Genomic DNA, 24,571 nt, shown 5'->3' with positions numbered 1-24,571 from the left:
GCGCTGATTGGCCCGCCCTTACATCGCCTCGTAGTTCGGACCGCCGCCGCCCTCCGGCGGAACCCAGGTGATGTTGCCGTTGGGGTCCTTCACGTCGCAGGTTTTGCAGTGGACGCAGTTCTGGGCGTTGATCTGGTAGCGCGGGCTCGCCCCCTCCTCCACCCACTCGTAGACGCCGGCCGGGCAATAGCGATTCGAGGGACCGGCGAACACGTCGTGCTCGGAGGTCTTCTGGAGGTTCATGTCGGCAACCCGGAGATGGACCGGCTGGTCCTCCTCGTGATTGGTGTTGGACAGGAATACCGACGACAGCTTGTCGAACGAGATCTTGCCGTCCGGCTTCGGGTAGTTCCTCGGCGCGTGGCTCTTGGCCGGATCGAGCGTCGCGCGATCGGGCTTGGAATGCGACTGGGTACCGAACAGCGAGGCGCCGAACAGCGTGTTGCACCACATGTCGAGTCCGCCGAGCGCGACGCCGAGCACGGTGCCGAACTTCGACCACAGCGGTTTGACGTTGCGGACCAGAAAGAGGTCCTTGCCCACGGAGGAGGAACGCCACGCGTTCTCGTACTCGACGATCTCGTCATTGGCGCGATCGGCCGCAAGCGCTGCTGCGACATGCTCGGCGGCCAGCATGCCGGTGCCCATCGCATTGTGCACGCCCTTGATGCGCGGGACGTTGACGAAGCCGGCCGCGCAGCCGATCAGCGCGCCGCCGGGGAAGCTCAGTTTCGGCACTGACTGATAGCCGCCCTCGGTGATGGCGCGCGCGCCATAGGCGAGCCGCTTGCCGCCCTCGAAGGTGCCGCGGATCGACGGATGGGTCTTGAAGCGCTGGAACTCGTCGAACGGCGACAAATAGGGATCGTCGTAGTTCAGATGCACGACGAAGCCGACGGCGACGAGATTGTCGTCGTAGTGATAGAGGAACGAACCACCGCCGGTCTTCAGGTCGAGCGGCCAGCCGAATGAATGCTGGATCATACCCTTCTGGTGCTTGGCGGGATCGATCTGCCAGACTTCCTTCAACCCGATACCGAACTTCGCCGGCTCGCTCTTGGCGTCGAGCGCGAACTTCGCAATCAGCTGCTTGGTCAGGCTGCCTCGGGCGCCTTCGGCGAACAGCGTGTATTTTCCTAGCAATTCCATGCCGCGGGTAAAGGAGTCCTTCGGCTTGCCGTCGCGGCCGATGCCCATGTCGCCGGTGGCGATACCCCTGACCCTGCCCTCCTCGTCATAGAGCACCTCGGCCGCGGCGAAGCCCGGATAGATCTCGACGCCGAGCGCCTCGGCCTTGCGCGCCAGCCAGCGGCAGACATTGCCGAGCGAACCGATGTAGCAGTGATGGTTGTCCATCAGGGGCGGCATCATGAAGTTCGGCAGCTTGATCGCGCCGCCGCCCGTCATCCAGTAGAAGCGGTCGTCCTTCACCTGCGTCTTGAGCGGACAGTCGGAATCCTCGCGCCAGTCGGGAACAAGCTTGTCGAGCCCGGCCGGATCGATCACGGCGCCGGAGAGAATATGCGCGCCGACCTCGGAGCCCTTCTCCACCACGACGACGTTGAGATCGGCGTTGAGCTGCTTCAGCCGGATCGCGGCCGACAGGCCCGAGGGGCCGGCGCCGACGATGACGACGTCGAATTCCATGGATTCGCGCGGGGGAAGTTCTTCGGTGCTCATCTGATCTCAGCCCTTGAGACGGTCCTCGGTCGTTTGCGCCCTCTTGTTTCCGATTTTTCCGGATAGGACAACCACGGAAATGCGTTCCAGTGGGATGCATGGCGCCCCAAACTGATATAAAAGTCTGACTTTCGCATGATCCCCGAACCCGCCCCCACCGTCCGAGAGCTTCTCGCCTTCTATCTGGAGGCTGGTGTCGACTGCGCGCTTGCGGAGGAGCCGATAGACCGCCTGGCGGAAATCGCCGCCCCGCCGCCGGTCCCGCGCGCAGCAGCGCCGGTCGAGGCGCCGCGGCCGGTCGCCGCGCCTGCGGTGATCCGAGGCGAGGCCGCACCCGCGCCCGACGTCGCGATCGCCTCGGCACGCGAGGCTGCGCGCACCGCGCCGACGCTCGAGGCGCTACGCGAGCTGATGCAGGGCTTCGAGGGCTGCGCGCTGAAGCACACCGCAACAAGGCTGGTGTTCGCCGACGGCAATCCGCAGGCGCGCATCATGTTCGTCGGCGAGGCGCCGGGCCGCGACGAGGACATCGAGGGACTGCCCTTCGTCGGGCGCAGCGGCAAGCTGCTCGATCTGATGATAGGGGCCATAGGCCTCAACCGCACCACGGCCTACATCGCCAACGTGATTCCGTGGCGGCCGCCCGGCAACCGCACGCCGACGCCGCAGGAAACGCAAGTGTGCCTGCCCTTCATCCAGCGCCAGATCGAGCTGGTGAACCCCGACGTGCTGGTGACGCTCGGCAATCCCTCGACGCAGACGCTGCTCGGAACGCGCGAAGGCATCATGCGCACCCGCGGCCGCTGGTTCGACTACGAGACCGCTGGGCGCACCATCCGCGCGCTGCCGACCTTCCACCCGGCCTATCTGCTCCGCTCGCCGTCCTACAAGCGGCTGGCCTGGCAGGATCTGCGGGCGATCGCGAAGGTGCTGGGGCAAGGCACGGTGTAACCACACACACCGTCATTCCGGGGCTCGCGAAGCGAGAGCCCGGAATCCATCGAGCGGCAGAGTTGGTGGATGAATGGATTCCGGGTTCGCGGCTTTGCCGCGCCCCGGAATGACGGGTTAGGCCCCCTTCGGCCGCACGATGGCCCAGCCGATGCGCAGCAGCTGCTGGCGGCCGGTCACCAGCCATTCGAAGGCGCGCGGCACTTCCGGCACTATGCCGGGAAAGCGCTTGAGGATGTCCGGCGGCGGCGTGCCCGCGGTGTCGGCGGCGCGCCAGACCACGACGCCGCCGGTCTCGCTGAACTTGGCCTGATTGATCCACGGCGTGCGCGCGGGCTCGGCATCGATGAACAGATGTGGGCGGCCGGAATGCAGCGCGATCAGGCTCGCAAGCTGGGTCTCGCCGGCCACCGCACGCAGGCGATGGTTGGTGCGGCGGGCAAAGCTGTCATCGAAAAAATCCGAGATCGCACGCGCCGGCATCGAGGTCGCGATCTCATTGGCGCCGGTCCAGGGCAGGAACAGGACGGCGAGCACGACGCCGGCGGCGGGCGCCACGACGGCGGCGGCCCACACCGTCCGCAGCATCCGCGCGCGGCGCATCGCGATGAGATCGCCGGCACCCACCACCACGGCGAGCCCCGACATCACCAGTACCACGCCGGCACCGCCGACGACGGACTCGAGCCCGAACAGGCCGGAGATCAGCACCGCACCGAGCGCCGGCGCCAGCGCGAAGAAATAGACGAAGTTGCGCGCCAGCGGCTCGACCGGCGGGCGGTAGATGATCGGCGCCTCCTCGCCCTTGGCGAGGAACAGGCCGGTGTTGAGGAAAGTCAGCGCCGGGATCGCCGCCGCGCCAAGCACGAGCCCGCCGAGCAGCCAGGCCGCGTGGATCGCGCGGGTGCTCAGCTCGGCGACCGCAGGCAGGGCCGGCAGGACCAGCGTCTCGGCGCGCATCAGCCAGACGGCATAGGGCAGCGCGAGCACGGCGACAACGATCAGCGCGAACAGCGGATCGAGCGCGAGCAGCGTGCGGCGGCCGCCGGCGGTCGCAAACGCGAAGACGACGAGCAGCAGGAGCAGGAAGACCGCCGCGGGCGTCGTCAGCAGCAAGAGCCCGGCCTCGATCGACCAGGCGAACCAGGCGTTGCCGCGGCGCTGGCCGATGATCTGCCAGGAATGCAGCAGCAGCAGCGCCCACAGCGGTCGCGCCAGCACCAGCGGGCCGAAATCGAGCGCGGGCGAGGAGAAGGCCAGCACCGTCATCGTCAGCAGCACGGCCAGCACCGCCTGCTGCGAGCCGACCACGGCGCGGGAGAGGTGGTAGAGCGCGATGAAGGTCGCGATCTCGCAGACCTCGGCCAGCACATAGACGCCGAACATGTGGCCGCCCGCGGCGCGATAGGCGATGTCGGCGAGCCAGACCGGCAGCGGCGGGCCGAGATCGGTGCCGACCTGGTATTCCCTGCCGAAGGCCAGGAGGGTCGCAAGGGTGCCGGGCGGGCTGCGATAGAACGCCAGCGCCACGAACAGCCACATCGCGGCCTGGAGCAGCACGACGATCCACACGATCAGCCGCGGCCGGGCGCGAATGAGCTCGATGACCAGGGAGGTAAACCGCATGCAACGCCCGAAAGATGCAGCCAACCCGTCCAGCCGGCCCTATTCGCTCACGAGTGTTTTGATAAAGGGCGCTACGCGTTGTGGCAACGACCGTCTGCTCCCTCTCCCCGACCGTGTGTCTTCTCCCTCTCCCCGCTTGCAGGCGCGCGACGAGCTTCGCTCGCGCTGGGAGGGTTGGGGTGAGGGGGAGCGTCCGCAAGGATAGTGACAGATTGACTCGCGGAGGCTCCCCCTCACCCGCATCCCATCTTCGATGGGCTGCGGCCTCTCCCCGCGCACGGGGAGAGGCGAAGAGCCCGTCGCGAGAGATGAGTATTAGAGGCCCGCCGACGTATCGACCTGCACGCTTGCTTCCACCTGCACCTCGACCTCGGTCGCCGCGAACAAGTCGCGCACCGGCTCGACTGTCCAGGGCATGTGCTTGGCGCGGGCGGCGGCGACGGGAGCGAAGAAGCTGCGGTGGTGGACGGTCGGGCCGAGGCGGTTCAGCGCGTCGAGATGCTCGGGGACGCCGTAGCCCTTGTGCTGCTCGAAGCCATAGCCCGGGCAGTCCTGCGCCAGCGCGCACATCAGCCGGTCGCGCGTCACCTTGGCGACAATGGACGCCGCCGCGATCGACAGGACGATGCCGTCGCCGCCGATCACGGCCTCGCAGTCGCATGCCGTATCGAGCCGGTCGCGGCCGTCGACGAAGACGTGGCGGGGCGCCTCGGGCAGCGCCACCACGGCGCGCTTCAGCGCCCACAGCGAGGCGCGCAGGATGTTGTCGCGGTCGATCCGGGCGGGCGAGGCGACCGCGACCGAGACCTGCGCGGTGGCGCAGATCTTGTCGAACAGCTTTTCGCGCTGCTCCGCCGTCAGGCGCTTGGAATCGTCGATGCCACGGGGAATGCGGTCAGGGTCGAGAATCACTGCGGCCGCCACCACGGGACCTGCGAGCGGCCCGCGGCCGGCCTCGTCGCAGCCCGCAACCGGCCAGATGCCGCGCTTGATCAGCGCGCGCTCGCGGCGGAAGCTCGGCGGCGCGACGGCGATAACGCCTTTCGGGCCCGCGCTCTTGCCGGTCGAAGGCTTGGCCGCCGAGGCCTTTCCAGCCTTTGCAGGTGCAGCCTTCCTCGCAGCGTCCTTCCTGGGCGCAGCTTTGGCCGACGTCTTGGCGGATTTATCCCGAATCATGGCGGGGATCGTGCGCAAGCGGCCCTGCTTGCGCAACCGGGAACCCCTCGCAATTCCCGTTATTCAGGCGAGCCGCCTACTCGGCCAGATGCACCCGCCGGTCCTCACCGACCTCGATGCCCGGCGCGACCACGACTTCCCAGGGATGGCCGTCGGGGTCGGCGAAATAGCCGGAATAACCGCCATAGTCGGTCTCATGCGCCGCTTTCAGCAGCGCGGCGCCCTTGTCGACAGCGAAGGCCAGCACCGCATCGACCTCCTCGCGCGTGGCGCAGTTCCAGGCGAGCGTGATGCCGCGGAAGGTCGTCGGCCTGGGCTTATCAGGCAAGGCCGCGTCGGCCGCGAGCTGGTCCCAGTGAAACAGGGCAAGCACCGGACCGCCGGTATCGTAGAAGGCGACGGCCTCGCCGGTCGCCTTCAGCCGGCGCGAAAAGCCGAGGGTATCATAGAACGCGATGCTGGCGCGGATGTCGCTCACACCCAGCGTGATGACGGTAAGCCGCGGCACCGGGGGCGGCAGTTCCTTACTCATGACACACCTCGTTCGCCTCGGCTCCTAGAACAGGCTGAGCTGATCGCCGTTCCGCTTCGGCCGCGCGAAGTGATCCATCGTCAGTTTTGCGCGACGCTTGTTGAGCCCCAGCCTGTCGCAGGCGATCTCGAAGCGGCGGCCGATGGTCCAGGCCATCGGGCCGGTGCCCTTCATGCGCTCGCCCCATTTCGCGTCGTAGTCGCGGCCGCCGCGCATGTCGCGGATCAGCGTGAAGACGTGACGATAGCGGTCCGGATAGTTCGCCATCAGCCATTCGCGGAAGAGGTCGCGCACCTCCAGCGGCAGCCGCAGCAGCACGTAGGAGGCTTCCTTGACGCCGGCATGGGCGGCCGCATCGAGAATTCGCTCGATCTCGGAATCGTTCAGCGCGGGGATCACGGGCGCGACCATCACCGTGGTGGGAATGCCGGCGTCGGAGAGCTGCTTCAGCGCCTCCAACCGCTTCGGCGGCGTCGAGGCCCGCGGTTCCATGGTGCGCGCCAGCTTTGGATCGAGCGAGGTCACCGAGATCGCGACCTTGGCGAGGTTGCGCTTGGCCATGCGCGAGAGAATGTCGATGTCACGCACCACCAGCGCCGATTTGGTGACGATGCCGACGGGATGACCAGCGCGCTCCAGCACCTCCAGGATGCCGCGCATGATTTTGCGCTCGCGCTCGATCGGCTGATAGGGATCGGTGTTGGTGCCGATCGCGATCATCCGCGGCTCATAGCCTGCTGCTGCGAGCTCCTTCTCGAGCAGCGCCGGGGCCTCCGGCTTGACGAACAGTTTGGACTCGAAGTCGAGCCCGGGCGACAGGCCGAGATAGGCATGGGTCGGCCGCGCGAAGCAGTAGACGCAGCCGTGCTCGCAGCCGCGATAGGGGTTGATCGAGCGGTCGAAGCCGATATCGGGTGAATCGTTGCGGGTGATCACCTTGCGCGAGGTGTCGACCGCGACCGTGGTCTTGAATGGCGGCAGCTCTTCCAGGCTCTGCCAGCCGTCGTCGAAGGCGACGCGCGCCTCGGCCTCATAGCGGCCGCTGGCGTTGGACTGCGCGCCCCGCCCCCGCCTGCGCTGCTTGTCGATGGCGACAGCGAGCTCGGGGAAATCAGAAGGCGCACCCGCCGGCTCGGAGGGCGCCGTGACCGGCGGGTGCTTGAGAGCATGAGAGGATGCTGGACTCATGAAGCCAAGATAGCACGCCAAAGGAACAAATCAAGAACAAGAACGAAAAACGTGAAAACAACCCCATGCACAGTAGAGGCGCCCAAACTTCGGGCGCCTGCCTTTGACCTCACGCAACATCGCCGTCACCACGATCTCGTTTGATGCCGCGAAGGATCGATCGCGCCGGAACTCGGTTGGTGACGATCCCGGGTGAAGGTCGGCAGGAACATGACAAATCAACAACAATCGGCCGCCGCGAGCAGCGACCTCGATCTCCTTGATCGCTACTGGCGCGCCGCCAACTACCTCTCCGTCGGGCAGATCTACCTGCTCGACAACCCCCTGCTGCGCGAACCGCTGCGGGCCGAGCACATCAAGCCGCGTTTGCTCGGCCATTGGGGCACGACGCCCGGCTTGAACTTCATCTACGCCCATCTCAACCGCGTCATCCGCGCGCTGGACCTCAACGTGCTCTATGTCTGCGGTCCCGGCCATGGCGGGCCGGGCATGGTCGCCAACACTTATCTCGAAGGCAGCTACAGCGAGATCTATCCTAACATCGCGCGCGATGCGGACGGATTGCGCAAGCTGTTCCGGCAGTTCTCCTTCCCCGGCGGCATCCCGAGCCACGCCGCGCCGGAGACGCCCGGCTCGATCCACGAAGGCGGCGAGCTCGGCTACGCGCTGGTGCACGCCTATGGCGCGGCGCTGGACAATCCCGACCTGGTCGTCGCCTGCGTCGTCGGCGACGGCGAGGCCGAAACCGGCCCGCTCGCGGCGTCCTGGCACTCCAACAAGTTCCTGAACCCGGCGCATGACGGCGCGGTACTGCCGATCCTGCACCTGAACGGCTACAAGATTGCCAACCCGACCGTGCTCGGGCGGATGCCTGACAGCGAGATCCGCGATCTGTTCCGCGGGTTCGGCCACGAGCCCCTGTTCGTCGAGGGCGACGATCCCAAATTGATGCACCGGATCATGGCGGATGCGCTCGACGTCGCATTCGCCAGCATCCGCTCGATCCAGCAGCACGCCCGCGACGGGCGCAAAAACGTCGAGCGGCCACGCTGGCCGATGATCGTGCTGCGCAGCCCGAAGGGCTGGACCGGTCCGAAGGAAGTCGACGGCAAGAAGGTCGAAGGTTTTTGGCGCGCGCATCAGGTGCCGGTCGCAAGCTGCCGCGAGAACCCTGCGCATCTGAAGGTGCTCGAAGACTGGATGCGCAGCTACGAGCCGGAGAAACTGTTCGACGCGAGCGGCGCGCTCGTCCCCGAGCTCCAGGCGCTGGCACCCGAGGGCAATCGCCGCATGGGCGCCAATCCGCATGCCAATGGCGGATTGCTGAAGAAGGAGCTGAAGCTGCCGGACTTCCGCAGCTTTGCCGTCGAAGTGCCGCAGCCCGGCGCCGTCACGGGAGAAGCGACGCGCGAGCTCGGCAAATTTTTGCGCGACGTCATCCGCCTCAACGCGCAAGAGCGCAACTTTCGCATCATGGGTCCGGACGAGACGGCATCAAACCGGCTCGATGCGGTGTTCGAGACGACCGAACGTGTCTGGATGGAGCCGATCGAGCCTTACGACGTGCATCTTGCGCAGGACGGACGCGTGATGGAGGTGTTGAGCGAGCATCTCTGCCAGGGCTGGTTGGAGGGCTATCTGCTCACCGGTCGCCACGGCTTCTTCTCCTGCTACGAGGCCTTCATCCACATCGTGGATTCCATGTTCAACCAGCACGCCAAATGGCTGAAGGTGACGCGGCATCTGCCGTGGCGGCGTCCGATCGCCTCGCTCAATTATCTGTTGACCTCGCATGTCTGGCGCCAGGACCATAACGGCTTCAGCCATCAGGACCCCGGCTTCGTCGACCTCGTCGCCAACAAGAAGGCCGACATCGTTCGCATCTACTTCCCGCCCGATGCCAACACGCTGCTGTGGATCGCCGATCATTGCCTGCGGACGTACAACCGCATCAACGTGATCGTCGCCGGCAAGCAGCCGGCGCCGCAATGGCTGTCGATGCAGGACGCCGCCACGCATTGCGATGTCGGCATCGGCATCTGGACCTGGGCGGGCACGGAAGACGCGGGTGGCGAGCCCGATGTGGTGATGGCCTGTGCCGGCGACGTGCCGACATTGGAGACGCTTGCCGCCGTCGACCTGCTGCGCAAGGCGCTGCCGGATCTGAAAATCCGCGTCGTCAACGTCGTCGACCTGATGACGCTGCAGCCGCAGGACCAGCATCCGCACGGCCTGTCCGACCGCGACTTCGACAGCCTGTTCACGCGCGACAAGCCGGTGATCTTCGCCTATCACGGCTATCCCCATCTGATCCACCGGCTGACCTATAACCGCACCAACCATGCCGGCCTGCATGTGCGCGGCTTCGCCGAGGAAGGCACCACGACGACGCCGTTCGACATGGTCGTGCTCAACGAGCTCGACCGCTACCACCTTGCGATCGAGGCGATCGAACGCGTGCCGGGTCTTGCGACCAGGGCCGCGCAGGTGAAGCAGCAGCTCCGCGACAAGCTGATCGAGCACTCACGTTACGTGCGCGAGCACGGCGAGGATATGCCCGAGATCCGCGACTGGGTCTGGCCGGGCAAGCCGGGCTGACGCCATGCCGGTGCCAGAGGCGGTTCTCGTCCTCAACTCGGGCTCGTCGAGCATCAAGTTCGGCCTGTTCGAGATCTCGACAGCAGAGCCCGCGCTGCTCTGCAAGGGCCTGCTCGACGAGCACGAGGCCAGGCCCCGGCTCGTCGTGAAAGGCCCCGCGGGCGAAGACCTGTTCGAGAAGCGGCGGGACGAGGCCGATGCCGACGGCGGCCACCTGTTCGCCGACGCGCTCGCCTTCATCGACGACCGGTTCGGCCAAGACAGCTTGCGCGCAGTCGGCCACCGTATCGTCCACGGCGGGCCGGATCATTCAGGCCCGGTCGAATTGACGGACGATATCACCGCGAAGCTGGAGGCCCTGACGCCGCTGGCGCCGCTGCACCAGCCGCGCTGCCTCGCGCCGGTCCGCACCCTCTCCGCGATCCGTCCCGCGCTGCCACAGATCGCCTGCTTCGACACCGCCTTCCATCACGGACTTGCACCGCCTGCGAGCCGTTTCGCGATTCCGAGGCGCTATGAAGGACGCGGCGTCCGGCGCTACGGCTTTCACGGACTGTCGTTCGAATATGTCGCGGGCCGCCTCGCGGGAATCGCGCCGCAGCTCGTTGCGAAGCGCACCGTCATCGCGCATCTCGGCAATGGCGCAAGTCTCTGCGCACTCCGCAACGGCCGCAGTATCGACACCACGATGGGACTGACGCCGCTCGACGGCCTCGTGATGGGCACGCGAAGCGGCACGATCGACCCCGGCGTGCTGCTCTATCTGCAACAGCACGAGGGGATGTCGGTCGAAGACGTCCAGCACCTGCTCTATCACGAGTCGGGCCTGCTCGGCGTCTCCGGCATGTCGGCGGACATGCGCACGCTGCTTGCGAGCCGCGAGGCTGCGGCACGGGACGCGATCGATCTCTTCACCTTCCGTGCAGCGCAGGAGATCGCGATGATGGCGACCACGCTTCAGGGGCTGGACTGTCTGGTCTTCACCGGCGGCATCGGCGAGCATGCCAGCGAGATCCGCAGCGCGATCGGCGAGCGTCTCGCCTGGCTCGGCGTGCGCATCGATGCAGCGACGAATAGCGAGGGACGCGAGCGGATCGGCACCGGCGACAGTGCGGTCGATATTTTCATCATTCCCACCAACGAAGAGATCACGATCGCGCGCCATTGCGCCGCGCTGCTGCGCGAACGACACGCTGCGTGACGGTTTTATGAATGATCTGTCGCAATGAGGCCGTCGCAACTTCGCGGCATAAGGACGGCATCAACCGTTGCGCGGACAGACCATGAAAACCCAGATCATCGAAGAACTCGGACAGGGCGACATCCTGTTGCCCGCGCTGGTGGCGGAAGGGCTTGGCGCGAATGACCGCATCAAGGTGCGGATGAGTGCGCTCCAGGCGGCGGCTCGGCATGCGCAAGATCCCGATCGTCCCGCCAGCGAGCTTGCGGTCGAGAGTCACGCCGCCGGCATTGCACCAGCCGCGATCGCAACGCTGATCGGCGGCGCCCATCTGGTCGGACCGTCCCGGCTCGCGGCGCCGAACCTCGCCAAGCTGATGAAGGAGATCCAGGACGACGCTGCGGCCATGATCCGCGCCGTCAGCGCCGGCGCGCCGTCGGACGGCGACAAGGCGAACGCGCGGCTGACGGCCGTCCGAAGCGCGGGTCTGCTCGATGCCACCAATGAAATCGATCTTTCCCGCATTGCGCGCCTGACCGGAGTTGCCGAGGCGTCCGGCGACAGCCTCCATCGGCTGGTGATGGATCTGCACAAGGCGCTGAACAAGCTTGCAGCGAACTGTTCGGAGGAAACGCTCGACGGTGCCCATGTGTTCGGACTGCACGGCGAAGATCGCGGCGCGGTGGAGGCCTTCATGAAAGGCCTGAACCAGACGCGAAGGCTGAAGTTCAACCACCCCGGTCTCGACACCATGGCGACCCGCTCGGGCGGCCGGCTGCTGATCCAGAACGACATCGGCACCACGGACGTTCATGTGGTGGTGATCGCGGTCAAGAAGAACGCGGTCACTGTCACCTACACCGACGTACATCTGGCGCGGGCAAAATTCTTCATCTCGCTGTTCGACAAGTTCGAGGCGAGTTGGAGCGGGCTCGACCGCCACACCGCCGCGGGCCTCGGCGAAGACAATTCATTCTATCTCGTCACCGGCCAGCATCAGCCGGCTCACGCCGCGGATCGCAACGAATTCCTCGCGGCCGTGGGCGCCGCGCTGGTGTTCCTGATCGACTGGAACAAGGCGCGCAAGCTGCTGCGGACCTGGGTTGCCAAGGACGACGCCACACGAATCCTGGAATGGGCGGCGCGACAGCGGATCGGCCATCGCGGCTTTCTCGAGCTCGGCGGCAACGAGCTGTTGGGGTCGGCGGTGCGCAACGCCGCCCCCGCGCGCATCGGCTTCGGCGAGCGGCTCGACCAGGCGCTCGGCCGCGCCGCCGCGATCGATTTTCTGAAGGCGGCACTGCGCGCCTCCACCGAGGCGCTGCTCGCAGGTCGCTCCGTCAGGACGGTCCGCGACCAGATCGAAGCCGACCTGGTGCGGCATCTGGAGCGCGTTGACGGCACCCTGCTCGCCGCGGTGCTGCGCCAGATCGGGCTTGCCCATGATCTCGTTGCGGCGATCTCCCGCCATATTGCGACGCTTCGGGCCGGCCAGCCGGCCGATCGCAAGCTGCTGGCAGTACGCTGCGGCGCGATCGAACAGAAGGCCGATCGCATTGCGCTCGAAACGCGCAAGGAAGTCGACCGGCTCAACGCCCGGCCAACGATCGCCCAGTTGATCGATCGCGCCGAAGAGGCCGTCGACGAATTGGAGCAGGCGGCCTTCATCGCCTCGCTGATGCCGGAGCGAACCGATCCGTCGCTGCTGGCCGCACTCGCCGAACTCTGTGCGGTGGCGATGACCGCGACCGAGGTCGCGGCCAGCGGCGTCGCCGCGGCCACCGACGTGCCGGAAGGGCGGCGCGCCGATTCCGAGGATGCGCTGTCCGCCGTGAGCCGCCTGATCGATACCGAACATGCCGCGGACGGCCACGAGCGTGCGACGACCGCGCTGGTCTTCGGCGGCGGCTTCGACGTCGCGACCTCGCTCTCGGTGCTCGAGCTTGCCCGCGCCATCGAGCGCGCCACCGACCGTTTCGCCGGCTTCGGGCATCTGTTGCGCCGGCACATCATGATCGATCTCGCAGCCTAGGGGGAAGCACCATGCATATCGTGCGTATCGGCGCCGAGGCGACCGAATTGCGTCCCGCCGAGGAGATCGGCGCCAAGGCCGCCAACCTCGCCCGGATGGCGGCGCTGGGCCTGCCGGTGCCGCCGGCTTTCGTGCTGCCGGTCAAGCTCTGCGCCGACATCATCGCAGGGCACGCGCATGCGGAGCGTCATCTGAGCGACGGGCTCAAGGAAGGAATTGCCTTCCTGGAGAGCGCGACCGGAAGGCGGTTCGGCGACCGGCGGCTGCCGCTGCTGGTCTCGGTGCGCTCGGGCGCCGCCCGATCGATGCCGGGCATGCTCGACACCGTGCTCAATGTCGGCTGCACGTCGGATGCCGTGCACGGCCTGATCCGTGCGACCGGCCGGCCGCGGCTCGCCTGGGACTGCCGGCGGCGCTTCCTGGAGAGTTTTGGCGAGACGGTGCTCGGGCTGGACGCCGCCGCATTCGCGGCCCGCATCTCGGAACTGGTCGAGGCCGAAGGTGCCGAGAACGATCGCGCGCTCGATAGCGAAGCGCTGGAGCGGCTTGCCGGCGACGAACAGGCGCTGGTCGAGGATCACGCCGATGGGTGGCTCGAGGATGCGGTCGCGCAGCTCGAGGCCGCGGCGCAAGCCGTCTACCGGTCCTGGACGAGCGAGCGGGCGAAGACCTATCGGAAACTCCAGCAACTCGAAGGGCTCCAGGGCACCGCCGTCACGGTGCAGGCGATGGTGTTCGGCAATGGCGGGCTGGCATCGGGTGCCGGCGTGGCCTTCTCGCGCGATCCTTCGACCGGCGCACCGCGCCCGATGATCGATCTCGTGCTCGATGCGCAGGGCGAGGACGTCGTGTCCGGACGCCGCTCCCCCGACGCCGAGGATGCGATCGTGCGCGCACTGCCGCGGACCGAGGCCGAGCTTGGCGATATCCTGAAGCGGCTCGAGCGTGAATTTTGCGACGTGCAGGACGTCGAGTTCACCGTCGAGGATGGCAGGCTGTGGATCCTCCAGACGCGCGCGGCCAAGCGAACGCCGCGTGCGGCGGTCAGGATCGCGATCGACCTGGTGCATGAGGGGCTGATCACGCAGGACGAGGCGCTGGAGCGGATCGCCGGGATCGACCTCGCCTCGCTCGCCGCGACCGCACTGGTCTGCGCGGGCGAGCCGGCGGCGATCGGCATCGGCGCGTCCGGGGGCATCGGCGTCGGCCGCGCGGTCTTCGACGCCGAAAGCGCCCAGCGCCTGTCGGCCACGGGCGATCCGGTCATCCTGCTGCGTCCCGATACCAGCACCGCGGACGTCGCGGGCTTCGCGGTGGCGGCTGGCATCGTCACGGCGGTCGGCGCGCGCACCTCGCATGCGGCGCTGGTGGCGCGGCAGATGGGCAAGCCCTGCGTGGTCGGCTGTCACGCGCTGAAGATCGATCCTGTTGCGCGGCAGGCCCAGCTTGCCGACGCGACATTGTCGGAGGGCGACTGGATCACGATCGAGGGCGATGCGGGACAACTCTATCTCGGACGCTGCCGCACGGTGGAGACGCGCCCCGACGCCGAACTCACCGAGATCGCGAAATGGCAATTGCAGGCCGGCGACCTCGATCCGCCGGCACGCGCCGCCGCGGCTCAGTGAATGCCGGCGAAGATCTGGATACACCCGATCGCGACCTCGATCAGGATCAGCACCACCACGGCGATCTCGAGACGCAACGAGCGCTCGGTGTCGATGATGTCGGTCAGCGCATTGGCCGTCTCGGACACGGCGGTGAGCTTGCGCTCGAGCGTGTCGAGGCGCTCCTTCAATTCGTACTCGTCTTCGAGGCGGGCATAGAGCCGGTCGAGCTCGGGCTTCTCCCAGAGCACGTCGGGCTTCTCGGCGACGGCGACGCGGCCGGCGACGCGCTGCTGCACCAGCAGCGCGTTGCCGATCAGTTGCAGAATGGCCCTGCGCCGGCGCGGCGTGCGGCCGCGCTCGGCGAGCTCGCGCGCGAACGGCTCGATGACGTCGAACACGGCCGCGACACGCCGTTCGTCGCGCGCCAGCGACGTGCTCTTGGCGAGCGCGTCGGCAACCAGAAGCAACCGGTCGTCGGAGAATTTGGCGAGGCAGATCGGCCCGCCCGGCTGGATCACCTCGGCGTTCTCGTCGTTGCAGAGCTGCGCCTGCGCGGTCTCTTCCTCATAGGGGCTGAGCTCGCCGATCACGCGCGGCTTCAGGCTGTCGATCAGCACCTTCTCCTCCGAAGGCAACAGGCCGATCAGCACCACGACGCCGTAGCGGAAGATCACGGCAAGGCCGGCATGGACGCGGAAGGCGGCCGGCGTCGACGACACCAGCGCGCCGAGCTCGAGGCCCGAAGCATTGATGCGGTCGCCCAGCATCAGCGCCCGGATCCGCAAGGTCGGCGCGGCGGCCGGCCTGGGAGATGTCGACGGCGCGCTAACAGCAAGTTGATCGGCAGTCATACGAAGCCCTCTTCAGCACAATGGATTGCCTGCTTTTCCCGTTCCGGGGCGTCGTTCCACTCGCATCCTCCTCTCGTAGGATTGCGATCCGCCTGCGTGGCGCGCAATATCGGAACGAAACTCCGGGTTAATACGGTCAAGACAAAGCTGCGCCGAAATATTCAGCAACATTGCCATCCCGCGCGGGACATCTTTGGATGCGATGGCTCTGGCAGTTTACCATCGAACGGCGGAGCCCCCGCCGAAAAGTTGCACTCGGCATTGCCGCGTGTTTATGACAACATCATAACAAGTTACGCTTCTCCCGAAGTGCGGACATCGAAGCCTCAACCATGCTGAGCGTCATCATTCCGACCGAGGGCGTCGAGCAGACGGCGGTCGCAACTCTGGCCGCGCTGGTCCCCGGCGCCGCCGCGGGCATCGTCCGGGAAGTGCTCCTGGTCGACGGCACGCGCAACGGCGTCATCGAGCGCGTGGCCGACGTCGCCGGCTGCCGTTTCATCGGCTTCGAGGGATCCTCGCAGGGCGCGGCGCTGGCCGCCGGTGCGCTCCAGGCCCGGTCGGCCTGGCTGATGTTCCTGCCCGCAGGCGCGGTGCTGGAAACCGGCTGGATCGAGGAGACCACCCAATTCATCCAGGCCGTCGCGAGCAGCGGCCGGGACCGCGCGGCGGTGTTCCGCTACGCCCGCTCGCCCTACGCCGACACCGGATTCCGCGACATGCTCCGCGCCGTGGCCCGCAAGCTGGTCGGCCCGCTCGGCGATCAGGGACTTTTGATCGCGCGTGACCATTACGACCGGATCGGCGGCTACCCGCCCCAGGCCCGCCGCTCGGAGGCGCGGCTGCTGCGCCGGCTCGGCCGCTCGTCCCGGACCATGCTGCGCAGCCGGATCGTCATGGTCGGCTGAAGCCACCTTGTACTCACTCTTGATACTTGCCAAAGTCAAATAATTGTTTGACAATGGCAAGTGTTGAGGTGACCCATGCCATCAAGCCCTCTGCCATCAAGCTCGTCGTCATCAAGCGCTGCGGCCGGACAGGTCGCCGACGACCAGGTTCAGGCGGTCCGCGCTTTCAACCGCTTCTACACCCAAAAGCTCGGCGTTCTCGACCAGCAGCTCCTGAAGAGCCCGTTCTCGCTGAGCGAGGCGCGCGTGCTCTACGAGCTCGCCCATGGAGGCGAGCAATCGGCCAAGGAGATCGGCATCGCGCTCGGGCTCGACGCCGGCTATCTCAGCCGCATCGTGCAGAATTTCGACGAGAGCGGCCTGATCGCGCGCAAGCCGCTTGCCAGCGACCGCCGGCAGGTTCAGCTCAGCCTGACCGCAAAGGGCCGCCAGGCCTTCGCCAAGCTGGAGCGCTCGTCCCAGGAGGACGTCGCCGCGATGCTGCGGCCGCTGCCGGACGAGGAGCGCAGGCGGCTCACCGGAGCGATGGAGACGATCGAGCGGCTGCTCGCTTTGCCACGCGCGCCGGCGCCGCGCGCGATCCTGCGCGATCCCCGCCCCGGCGACATGGGCTGGGTGGTGCAGAGCCACGGCGCGCTCTATGCCGGCGAATATGGCTTCGATTCCGGCTTCGAGGCGCTGGTGGCCGAGATCGTCGCCAAATACATGACCTCCTACGATGCCTCGCGCGAGCGCTGCTGGATCGCCGACATCGAGGGCCGCCCGGTCGGCTCGGTGTTCCTGGTGAAGGCCAGCGACGACGTCGCCAAGCTGCGGCTGCTGCTGCTCGACCCCGCCGCACGCGGACAGGGTCTCGGCCAGCGGCTGGTCGCCGAATGCGTCTCGTTCGCACGGGCCTGCGGCTATCGGCGGATGACACTGTGGACGCAGAGCAATCTCACAGCCGCGCGAAAAATCTATCAGGATGCCGGCCTCAAGCTGGTCGCCACCGAGCCGCACCGCAGCTTCGGCCAGAACCTCGTCGGCGAAACCTGGGAGCGCGATCTCTGATGCACCAGCGGCACCAATCCGCGCACCGCATCACCGGAGAGCTCGTCGATCTCTACAAGCGCCGGGCGCGACGCCTGCACGCGGAGGCGTGCCGGCAGATGTGGCTGATGGTGTGGAGTTCGCTGACCAGCAAGTTCTAGTCGAGGACGAATGTCGCAAAGAGCGAGATGCGCATCGCTATGCCCTCGCCCCTTGTGGGAGAGGGCAGCGACGCCGGTAGACCCGGGCTCAGTTGGGTGAGGGGTATGTCTCCACGAACACAGGTCTCCGCGGAGGGAACCCCTCATCCGGCGCTTCGCGCCACCTTCTCCCACAAGGGGGAGAAGGGAAGAAAGCGTCAACGCCGGCAACTACGCCGTCGCGCCTTGCGCCTTCGGCCGGCGCAGATGCTCGTCGAGGCGCGGCATGATCTCGACGAAATTGCAGGGGCGCGTGCGGTAGTCGAGCTGAGCGGCGAGAATGCCGTCCCAGCCGTCGCGGCAGGCGCCGGGAGAGCCGGGCAGGCAGAAGATGTAGGTTGCCCCGGCAACGCCCGCGGTGGCGCGGCTCTGGATCGTCGAGGTGCCGATCTTGGCGTGGCTCAGCATGTGGAATGCGATCGAGAAACCGTCCATGCGTTTCTCGAACAAGGGCTCGATCGCCTCCGGCGTGACGTCGCGCCCGGTGAAGCCGGTGCCGCCGGTGGTGATGACGACGTCGACGCCGCTATCCGCAATCCAGCGGCGGATGACGGCGCGGATCGCCTCGACGTCGTCGGTGACGATCTCGCGCGCGGCAAGATGATGGCCCGCGCCGGTGAGGCGGTCGGCCAGCGTCTGGCCGGACTTGTCGTCGGCGAGCGCGCGCGTGTCGGAGACGGTCAGCACCGCGATGTTGAGCGGGATGAACTGTTTTGCTTCGTCGATCGAGGCCACGACTTCACTCCTGTTTCCCCGGCCACCGCCGTCATCCCCGGACGAACGCATTTGCGTTCGCTCGGGAGGTGCGCGCTCTTGCGGCGCAAGCGCACCGCAAGGGCGCACCTCGAAGGATGGGCCGGGAGCTCGCCATCCTTCGAGGCTCGCCGAAGAGGCGAGCACATCAGGATGACGCCACTACTCCTGCATTCCCGGATGCGCAATTGGGCATCATAGTTCGTGCTGCGCTACGTCCGGGGCACGAAGTCCAGTGTACTACGACCCGCCGCCGAACGTGTTGCAGGCCTGGACCGTGCCCTGCTGGTAGCCGGTCATGAACCATTGCTTGCGCTGCGCGGCCGAGCCATGGGTGAAGGAATCGGGCACGACGCGTCCGGTGGCCTGACGCTGGAGCGTGTCGTCGCCGATCGCACTGGCCGTGGTCAGCGCGGCGTCGATGTCGCCGGCTTCCAGGAAGTTCGGACGCTTCTTCGCCTCGCGGTTGACCCAGACGCCGGACAGACAGTCCGCCTGCAACTCCACCTTGACCTGGAGCGCGTTGGCCTCGGCCTTGCTGCCGGCCTGCTGCTGAAGCCGCGTCACGCGCGGAATGATGCCGAGCAGGTTCTGGATGTGGTGGCCGGCTTCATGCGCGATGATGTAGGCGGTGGTGAAATTGCAAGCCGACTTGCCGGAGCAGCCGCGGAAGCGCGTCTCGACCTCGCGGAAGAAGCCGGTGTCGAGGAAGATGGTGCGATCCGGCGGACAGTAGAACGGGCCCATCGCCGACTGCGCCATGCCGCAGCGGCCGCCATTGGTGGCGTTGCGGAACAGCACGATCTTCGGACCGGTGTAGGACTGGCCGCTGGCCTGGAAGATCTCGCTCCAGCGGTCGTCGATCTCGCCGAGGATGCCGGAGATCATGCTGCCCATCTCGTCGGTCGGCGCGCCGCGCTTGGCCGACGTCGACTGGCGATCGGTCTGGTAGCTCGGCGCCTGGCCGCCGCCGGTGAGGATCTCGGCGCCGCCGATCAGGATGCGCGGATCGATGCCGAAGGCGTAGCCGATCAGGCCGAGCACGATGATGGTGCCGATGCCGAGCCCGCCGCCGCCCATGGGCAGGCCGAACCCGCCGCCTCCGCCGCCGCCAAACCCGCCGCCGCCTTCGTCGCGACGATCCTCGATGTCGTCGCTGCGGCGGAAATCATCGTAGCGCATGGCGGGCTTCCCTTAAGTCCTTGATGGCGTCAATTGGGCGCAAATGCGACAAAGCTCAACGCGCCACATACGTAAAATTTCCGTTGCCTTTATCAATATCCCGCTCGGCAATTATTGCCTAGTGCGACAGCATGCCGATGCCAGCAATTTTTTCCGAGGGTTGAGCAATTTTTTCCGAGAGAAATTTGGAGTCGTTTCGCAGCTCCAGCTGCTCCCGCAGCGCGAAGAAACGAGAAATACACTGTAAAACTCGGCGAATGCGAACAGCGAACCACGCACGACGCGCGATGCGAGGCCTGCACACGAAAGCGGCGGATTAAGTCGATTTTTACTTTGCCCCTTCAATGTAACGGTCAGTCGGTTGTTTGGTCCCGCGTCGCCGACAGCGTCGCCTGAGTCAGAGTTCTTGAGTCATGGTAGAGTCGCGTCGCGGGGCGTCTGCAAGGGCGCCCCGCACAAATTTTGAGTCTTCGTCGCATCGCATCATCCTCGGTGATTGCGTCGCCGAGATGTCGAAGCTTCAGGCTGGTTCGGTCGATCTGGTGTTCGCAGATCCGCCGTACAATCTCCAGCTCAAGGGCGATCTGAAGCGCCCCGACGAATCCCATGTCGATGCCGTCAACGACGACTGGGACAAGTTCGATTCATTCTCCGCCTATGACGATTTCACCCGCGCCTGGCTGCTTGCCGCCCGCCGCGCGATGAAGCCGTCGGCGACGATCTGGGTGATCGGCTCCTATCACAATATCTTCCGCGTCGGCGCGATCATGCAGGACCTCGGTTTCTGGCTCCTGAACGACATCGTCTGGCGCAAGACCAACCCGATGCCGAACTTCCGCGGCCGCCGCTTCACCAACGCGCACGAGACCATGATCTGGGCCGCGCGCGACGAGAAGGCCAAGGGCTACACCTTCAACTACGAAGCGCTGAAGGCCGCCAACGAGGACGTGCAGGCACGTTCCGACTGGCTGATCCCGCTCTGCACCGGCGAGGAGCGCCTCAAGGGCGCCGACGGCAAGAAAGTGCATCCGACGCAGAAGCCGGAAGGCCTGCTCGCGCGCGTGCTACTGTCGTCATCGAAGCCCGGCGATCTCGTGATCGACCCCTTCAACGGCACCGGCACCACCGGCGCCGTCGCCAAACGTCTCGGCCGCTCCTATATCGGCTTCGAGCGCGACAAGACCTACGCCAAGGCCGCCGAGGCCCGCATCGCCGCGGTCGAGCCGCTGCCGGAGGCAAGCCTTGCCCCGTTCATGACCGCGCGCGAGGCGCCGCGGGTCGCGTTCTCCGAGCTGATCGAGCGCGGCATGATCATGCCCGGCACGAAGCTGTTCGACGCCAAGAAGAAGCTCGGCGCCCTGGTCCGCGCCGACGGCGCCATCATGTTCGGCGACAAGGTCGGCTCGATCCACCGCATCGGCGCGGTGGCGCAGGGCGCGCAGGCCTGCAACGGCTGGACCTTCTGGCATGTCGAGACCAAGAAGGGTCTCAAGCTGATCGACGAGCTCCGCGCCGAGATCCGCTCCGGCATGGCTGCGGAGTAGTCCTCCCTCTCCTCCGTCATTCCGGGGCTCGCGAAGCGAGAACCGGAATCCATCGAACCCAAGCACACGCCGCCCAATGGACTCTCAGATGCGCAATTGCGCATCATAGCTCGCGCCAAGAGGCGCGCCCGGAGTGACAGCGGTGGTTGAAAGCCAGCGGAACCAGGACTAGATTCGACCGATCAGCCCCGTCCTGACCGGTTGGCTCTCATGCGACGACAGTCCGAGACCTTGCTGCTGGTGCCGCTGCTGCCGATCTTCCTGCTCGGCATGTTTCCGATGTTCCTGATCGCGCTGCTGGGATTTTTCGGCCTCGCTCTGTTCGGCGTGCTCGTGGTCTGCGTCGGGCTCGCCAGCAGCAACGAAGCACACGACGATTTCAATCACGACGTCATCGTGCACGGCTATTCGCGGGGATCGGAGCGATCGGCGCGGGCCTCCGACATGCATCTTGCCGCGCGGCTCGGGCTGCGGCTGGAAGCCGTCGGCGCCGGGATGATTATTACGGCGGCGATCGGCCTTTGTTACGCCGGCTGATCTGCGCGGCGCGCAGGTACCGCCCGGCAAACTCGCCGGTTGCCCTCCCCGACGAGCTTCAGGCAAGACAGGCCGGCCCCGCGGCAATGACGCTGCGTTCACTCTCGGCAAGAAACACTGGGGAGATGTGTGATGCTCAAATTCTATTTCAACGGTTCGCCGAACCCGACCAAGATCGCGCTTTATCTCGAAGAGTCCGGCCTTCCTTTCGAGCCGGTGAAGATCGACACCCGCAAGGGCGAGCAGTTCACGCCGGAGTTCCTCAAGATCAATCCGAACGGCAAGGTGCCGGCGATCGACGACGGCGGCACGATCGTGTTCGACTCGAACGCCATCCTGCTCTATCTCGCCGAGAAGACCGGAAAATTCCTGCCCGCCGCGTCGTTGCGCGGCGAGACGCTGTCATGGCTGATGTTCATCGCCACCGGCGTCGGCCCGTATTCGGGCCAGGCCGTGCACTTCAAGCATTTCGCGCCGAAGGACCAGAACCACGACTACGCCCATAACCGCTATCAGTACGAGACCGATCGCCACTACAAGATTCTCGACGGCCACCTCAAAGACCACCGCTACATGGTCGGCGACAGCTATTCGATCGTCGATATGGCGCTGTGGGGCTGGGCGCGGATGGTGCCGTTCAAGCTCGGCGACGACGCCTTTGCACGATATCCGAACGTAAAGCGCCTGGTCGACGAGATCTCGGCGCGCCCTGCGGCTGTGCGCGCGATCGGGCTGAAGGACAAGTTCACCTTCAAGGCCGAGATGGACGACGAAGCGCGCGCCAACATGTTCAAGCACATGATGACCAAGGTCGCCTGATCGCGCCACGCCTTCAACCCGGGTCCACGCGCATGCGCGTGGACCTTTGCTTTTGAAGCGCCCGCGCCGATCAGGCGGCGTGGACCGAGTTCAGGAACCTGGCGACCTCCTGCTTCAGCCGGTTGCTGTCGGCCGACAGCGAGCGCGCCGCCGAGAGCACCTGCGAGGAGGCCGAACCGGTCTCGGAGGCACCGCGCTGCACGTCGCCGATATTGGTGGAAACGCGCTGGGTGCCGTGGGCCGCCTGCTGGACGTTGCGGGAGATTTCCTGCGTCGCCGCGCCCTGCTGCTCCACGGCAGCCGCGACCGTCGAGGAAATCTCCGACAGCCGCTCGATGGTGCCGCTGATCTCCCTGATGGCGCCGACGGATTGCTCGGTGGCGGCCTGGATGTTGGAAATCTGCTGGCCGATCTCACCGGTCGCTTTCGCGGTCTGCTCGGCCAGCGCCTTGACCTCGGAGGCGACCACGGCAAAGCCGCGGCCGGCCTCGCCCGCGCGCGCCGCCTCGATGGTGGCGTTCAGCGCCAGCAGATTGGTCTGGCCCGCGATGGTGCTGATCAGCTCGACCACGTCGCCGATGCGGGCGGCCGCCTTGGAGAGCTCGCCGACCCGGTCGTTGGTCCTGCTCGCCTGCCCGACCGCCTCGCTGGCGATGCGGGCGGATTCCTGCACCTGGCGGGCGATCTCCGAAACCGAGGAGGACAGCTCCTCGGTCGCGGACGCAACCGCCTGTACGTTGGCCGAGGCCTCTTGTGAGGCGCTGGCGACTTCCGTGGACAGGTCCTGGGCCCGCGAGGCGGTCGTGGTCAACGTGCCGGCCGAGGCCTCCAACTCGTTCGATGCCGACGACACGGTGTCGACGATCTCGCCGACCGCACGTTCGAACTGATTGGCCAGGTTTCTCATGTCGGCCTTGCGGCCCTCGGCCTGCCGCGCCTCGACCTCGACCTGCTCGTGACGCAGGCGCTCGGTCTCGACCATGCTCTCCTTGAACACCTGGATCGCCTTGGCCATATCGCCGATCTCGTCGCGATTGCCACGGCCCGGAATCTCGACCTTGAGATCGCCACCGGCGAGGGCTCCCATCGCCCGGGTCATCGTGGTCAGCGGTCCGACGATGCTGCGCGCGATCAGGAAGGCGACGAGGCTGCCGAACAGGATCGCAAGGCCGCCGGCGACTTCCTGGATCCAGGTCGTATTGGCAATGACGCCATCGGCGGCCGCGCGCGACTTCTGGTAGTCGGCCTTCAATCCGGTCTCCGCCATCTTGAGCTTGTCGACGCTTTCGCCGATCAGGGGAGCGATACTGTTGCGGTAGATTTCATCGGCCTGGAGGATTGCGGCGGAGGTCGTCTCGAACGCCGCCTTGTAGGCCGAAAGCGAGCTCTTGATCGGTCCGAACGCGACCTTGACCTCGTCCGGCAGACCGGCCTCCTGCAGTGACTTGAGCGCTTGCTGCGCCCGATCGACATTGGTCCTGAAGGTCGCCGGCCCCTTTGCGTCCCGGACGGCGAGGAAGCGCCAGTTTGCGACACGAACCAGCAGGATCTTGGATTCGAGATCGGCGACAGGGGCGGTCACGCTGGTATCGCCGGTTTCACGCGCGGCGTCGACGAGCTTGCCGGTATTGGCGGTCAGCTCATCCCCGCCGGCGAGCAGAACAGCCTTGCCTTTCGCCGTCTCGTTGACGGCGGTGCCCATGCTCTCGCGCAGGGACTTCATCTTTTCGACGTCACCGATCAGGCCATTGTAGATCTTGAGCCGCTCCTCGGAGACCGTCGACTTGGCCGCGTCCTTCAGCAGCTCCACCGTCGCCCCCTCCCGCTCCGCAGCCTCCTTGAAGGCCGGCTCGTTGGCGTCATAGATGTAGCGGAGATTGGCGCGCCGCAGCGCCTGGAGGTTGATCGAGATTTCCTGGACGCGGGCCGTGTTGTCCGAGAGTGCGGATAGCCGCGCCATCTGGCCCTGGACCGCCCACAAATTCCAGATCGCGACCGCGGCCATGATCAAGCCAACGACAACGAGAACCGAAAATCCGGCGTAGAGACGCCCCCGGATTCTGAAACGCAAGCTCGGCATCTGCACCGTCCATCCATAGCAAGAGAGATGGAGCAACCGAACGACTCCCCGACGTCGCAGCGGCCCCCCGCCCAGCCGCAATCACCTTTCGGAGA

20 protein-coding genes are annotated in these 24,571 nt (G+C 66.5%); 11 read left to right on the top strand and 9 right to left on the bottom strand.

Going from position 1 to position 24,571, the window contains the following annotated elements; genetic code table 11:
- Nucleotides 1–18: 18 nt before the first annotated feature.
- Nucleotides 19–1,680 (bottom strand): electron transfer flavoprotein-ubiquinone oxidoreductase, encoded by a 1,662-nt coding sequence (locus ACE10W_RS09295; RefSeq protein WP_011085311.1) that lies wholly within the window; start codon nucleotides 1,678–1,680, stop codon nucleotides 19–21.
- Nucleotides 1,681–1,815: 135 nt separating this feature from the next.
- On the opposite strand from ACE10W_RS09295, the gene ACE10W_RS09290 reads away from it, so the two are divergent.
- Nucleotides 1,816–2,631: a uracil-DNA glycosylase family protein gene (locus tag ACE10W_RS09290; RefSeq protein WP_304551190.1), complete on the top strand. Its 816-nt coding sequence runs from the start codon at nucleotides 1,816–1,818 to the stop codon at nucleotides 2,629–2,631.
- Nucleotides 2,632–2,748: 117 nt separating this feature from the next.
- On the opposite strand, the gene ACE10W_RS09285 is transcribed toward ACE10W_RS09290, so the two are convergent.
- From ACE10W_RS09285 to ACE10W_RS09270, 4 genes are all read right to left on the bottom strand, one after another.
- On the bottom strand, nucleotides 2,749–4,257 hold the full coding sequence (locus ACE10W_RS09285; protein ID WP_011085309.1) for a glycosyltransferase family 39 protein: 1,509 nt from the start codon (nucleotides 4,255–4,257) through the stop codon (nucleotides 2,749–2,751).
- 315 nt (nucleotides 4,258–4,572) lie between these two features.
- Nucleotides 4,573–5,433: a ribonuclease HII gene (locus ACE10W_RS09280; protein WP_304551189.1), complete on the bottom strand. Its 861-nt coding sequence runs from the start codon at nucleotides 5,431–5,433 to the stop codon at nucleotides 4,573–4,575.
- Nucleotides 5,434–5,509: 76 nt separating this feature from the next.
- Entirely contained in the window at nucleotides 5,510–5,965 is a 456-nt protein-coding gene (locus tag ACE10W_RS09275; protein ID WP_304551187.1) for a VOC family protein, read from the bottom strand.
- Nucleotides 5,966–5,989: 24 nt separating this feature from the next.
- A complete protein-coding gene (locus ACE10W_RS09270; protein WP_097531883.1) occupies nucleotides 5,990–7,153 on the bottom strand; it encodes a PA0069 family radical SAM protein in 1,164 nt (387 codons plus the stop codon).
- 210 nt (nucleotides 7,154–7,363) lie between these two features.
- On the opposite strand from ACE10W_RS09270, the gene ACE10W_RS09265 reads away from it, so the two are divergent.
- From ACE10W_RS09265 to ACE10W_RS09250, 4 genes are all read left to right on the top strand, one after another.
- A complete protein-coding gene (locus tag ACE10W_RS09265) occupies nucleotides 7,364–9,751 on the top strand; it encodes a phosphoketolase (protein ID WP_304551184.1) in 2,388 nt (795 codons plus the stop codon).
- 4 nt (nucleotides 9,752–9,755) lie between these two features.
- Nucleotides 9,756–10,952, top strand: coding sequence for an acetate/propionate family kinase (locus ACE10W_RS09260; RefSeq protein WP_304551182.1), 1,197 nt, complete (start codon nucleotides 9,756–9,758; stop codon nucleotides 10,950–10,952).
- An 82-nt stretch (nucleotides 10,953–11,034) separates the two neighbouring features.
- Nucleotides 11,035–12,963 (top strand): hypothetical protein, encoded by a 1,929-nt coding sequence (locus tag ACE10W_RS09255; RefSeq protein WP_304551180.1) that lies wholly within the window; start codon nucleotides 11,035–11,037, stop codon nucleotides 12,961–12,963.
- Nucleotides 12,964–12,974: 11 nt separating this feature from the next.
- On the top strand, nucleotides 12,975–14,591 hold the full coding sequence (locus tag ACE10W_RS09250) for a PEP/pyruvate-binding domain-containing protein (protein ID WP_304551178.1): 1,617 nt from the start codon (nucleotides 12,975–12,977) through the stop codon (nucleotides 14,589–14,591).
- On the opposite strand, the gene ACE10W_RS09245 is transcribed toward ACE10W_RS09250, so the two are convergent.
- Entirely contained in the window at nucleotides 14,585–15,424 is an 840-nt protein-coding gene (locus tag ACE10W_RS09245; RefSeq protein ID WP_028175591.1) for an RMD1 family protein, read from the bottom strand. The two genes, ACE10W_RS09250 and ACE10W_RS09245, sit on opposite strands and share 7 nt — an antisense overlap.
- 332 nt (nucleotides 15,425–15,756) lie before the next feature.
- On the opposite strand from ACE10W_RS09245, the gene ACE10W_RS09240 reads away from it, so the two are divergent.
- From ACE10W_RS09240 to ACE10W_RS09230, 3 genes are all read left to right on the top strand, one after another.
- Nucleotides 15,757–16,332 carry a glycosyl transferase gene (locus tag ACE10W_RS09240; protein WP_011085300.1) on the top strand — a complete coding sequence of 192 codons (576 nt, stop codon included), beginning with the start codon at nucleotides 15,757–15,759 and terminating at the stop codon, nucleotides 16,330–16,332.
- 75 nt (nucleotides 16,333–16,407) lie between these two features.
- Nucleotides 16,408–17,382, top strand: a complete 975-nt coding sequence (locus ACE10W_RS09235; RefSeq protein ID WP_304551173.1) for a helix-turn-helix domain-containing GNAT family N-acetyltransferase — start codon at nucleotides 16,408–16,410, stop codon at nucleotides 17,380–17,382.
- Nucleotides 17,382–17,522: a hypothetical protein gene (locus ACE10W_RS09230; RefSeq protein ID WP_156149833.1), complete on the top strand. Its 141-nt coding sequence runs from the start codon at nucleotides 17,382–17,384 to the stop codon at nucleotides 17,520–17,522. The genes ACE10W_RS09235 and ACE10W_RS09230 overlap by 1 nt, the downstream gene beginning before the upstream one ends.
- Before the next feature lie 210 nt (nucleotides 17,523–17,732).
- Here the strand turns inward: ACE10W_RS09230 and moaB are convergent, their stop codons facing one another.
- Nucleotides 17,733–18,296 carry a molybdenum cofactor biosynthesis protein B gene (gene moaB, locus ACE10W_RS09225; RefSeq protein ID WP_038965931.1) on the bottom strand — a complete coding sequence of 188 codons (564 nt, stop codon included), beginning with the start codon at nucleotides 18,294–18,296 and terminating at the stop codon, nucleotides 17,733–17,735.
- 258 nt (nucleotides 18,297–18,554) lie between these two features.
- Nucleotides 18,555–19,496: a neutral zinc metallopeptidase gene (locus ACE10W_RS09220; RefSeq protein WP_011085297.1), complete on the bottom strand. Its 942-nt coding sequence runs from the start codon at nucleotides 19,494–19,496 to the stop codon at nucleotides 18,555–18,557.
- Between the two features lie 413 nt (nucleotides 19,497–19,909).
- Here ACE10W_RS09220 and ACE10W_RS09215 point away from each other — a divergent pair, with 413 nt between their 5' ends.
- From ACE10W_RS09215 to ACE10W_RS09205, 3 genes are all read left to right on the top strand, one after another.
- Nucleotides 19,910–21,040, top strand: a complete 1,131-nt coding sequence (locus tag ACE10W_RS09215) for a site-specific DNA-methyltransferase (protein ID WP_011085296.1) — start codon at nucleotides 19,910–19,912, stop codon at nucleotides 21,038–21,040.
- A gap of 210 nt (nucleotides 21,041–21,250) precedes the next feature.
- Nucleotides 21,251–21,577 carry a hypothetical protein gene (locus ACE10W_RS09210; RefSeq protein WP_028175588.1) on the top strand — a complete coding sequence of 109 codons (327 nt, stop codon included), beginning with the start codon at nucleotides 21,251–21,253 and terminating at the stop codon, nucleotides 21,575–21,577.
- A gap of 132 nt (nucleotides 21,578–21,709) precedes the next feature.
- Nucleotides 21,710–22,396, top strand: a complete 687-nt coding sequence (locus ACE10W_RS09205) for a glutathione S-transferase family protein (protein ID WP_304551169.1) — start codon at nucleotides 21,710–21,712, stop codon at nucleotides 22,394–22,396.
- A gap of 70 nt (nucleotides 22,397–22,466) precedes the next feature.
- Here the strand turns inward: ACE10W_RS09205 and ACE10W_RS09200 are convergent, their stop codons facing one another.
- Nucleotides 22,467–24,476, bottom strand: coding sequence for a methyl-accepting chemotaxis protein (locus ACE10W_RS09200; RefSeq protein ID WP_304551168.1), 2,010 nt, complete (start codon nucleotides 24,474–24,476; stop codon nucleotides 22,467–22,469).
- Nucleotides 24,477–24,571 lie beyond the last annotated feature (95 nt).

It is taken from the genome of Bradyrhizobium sp. B025, from assembly GCF_042257955.1.
Taxonomy (GTDB): Bacteria; Pseudomonadota; Alphaproteobacteria; order Rhizobiales; family Xanthobacteraceae; genus Bradyrhizobium; species Bradyrhizobium diazoefficiens.
Note: the sequence above shows the minus strand (reverse complement) of the source record. Positions and strands in the feature narration are given on the sequence as shown.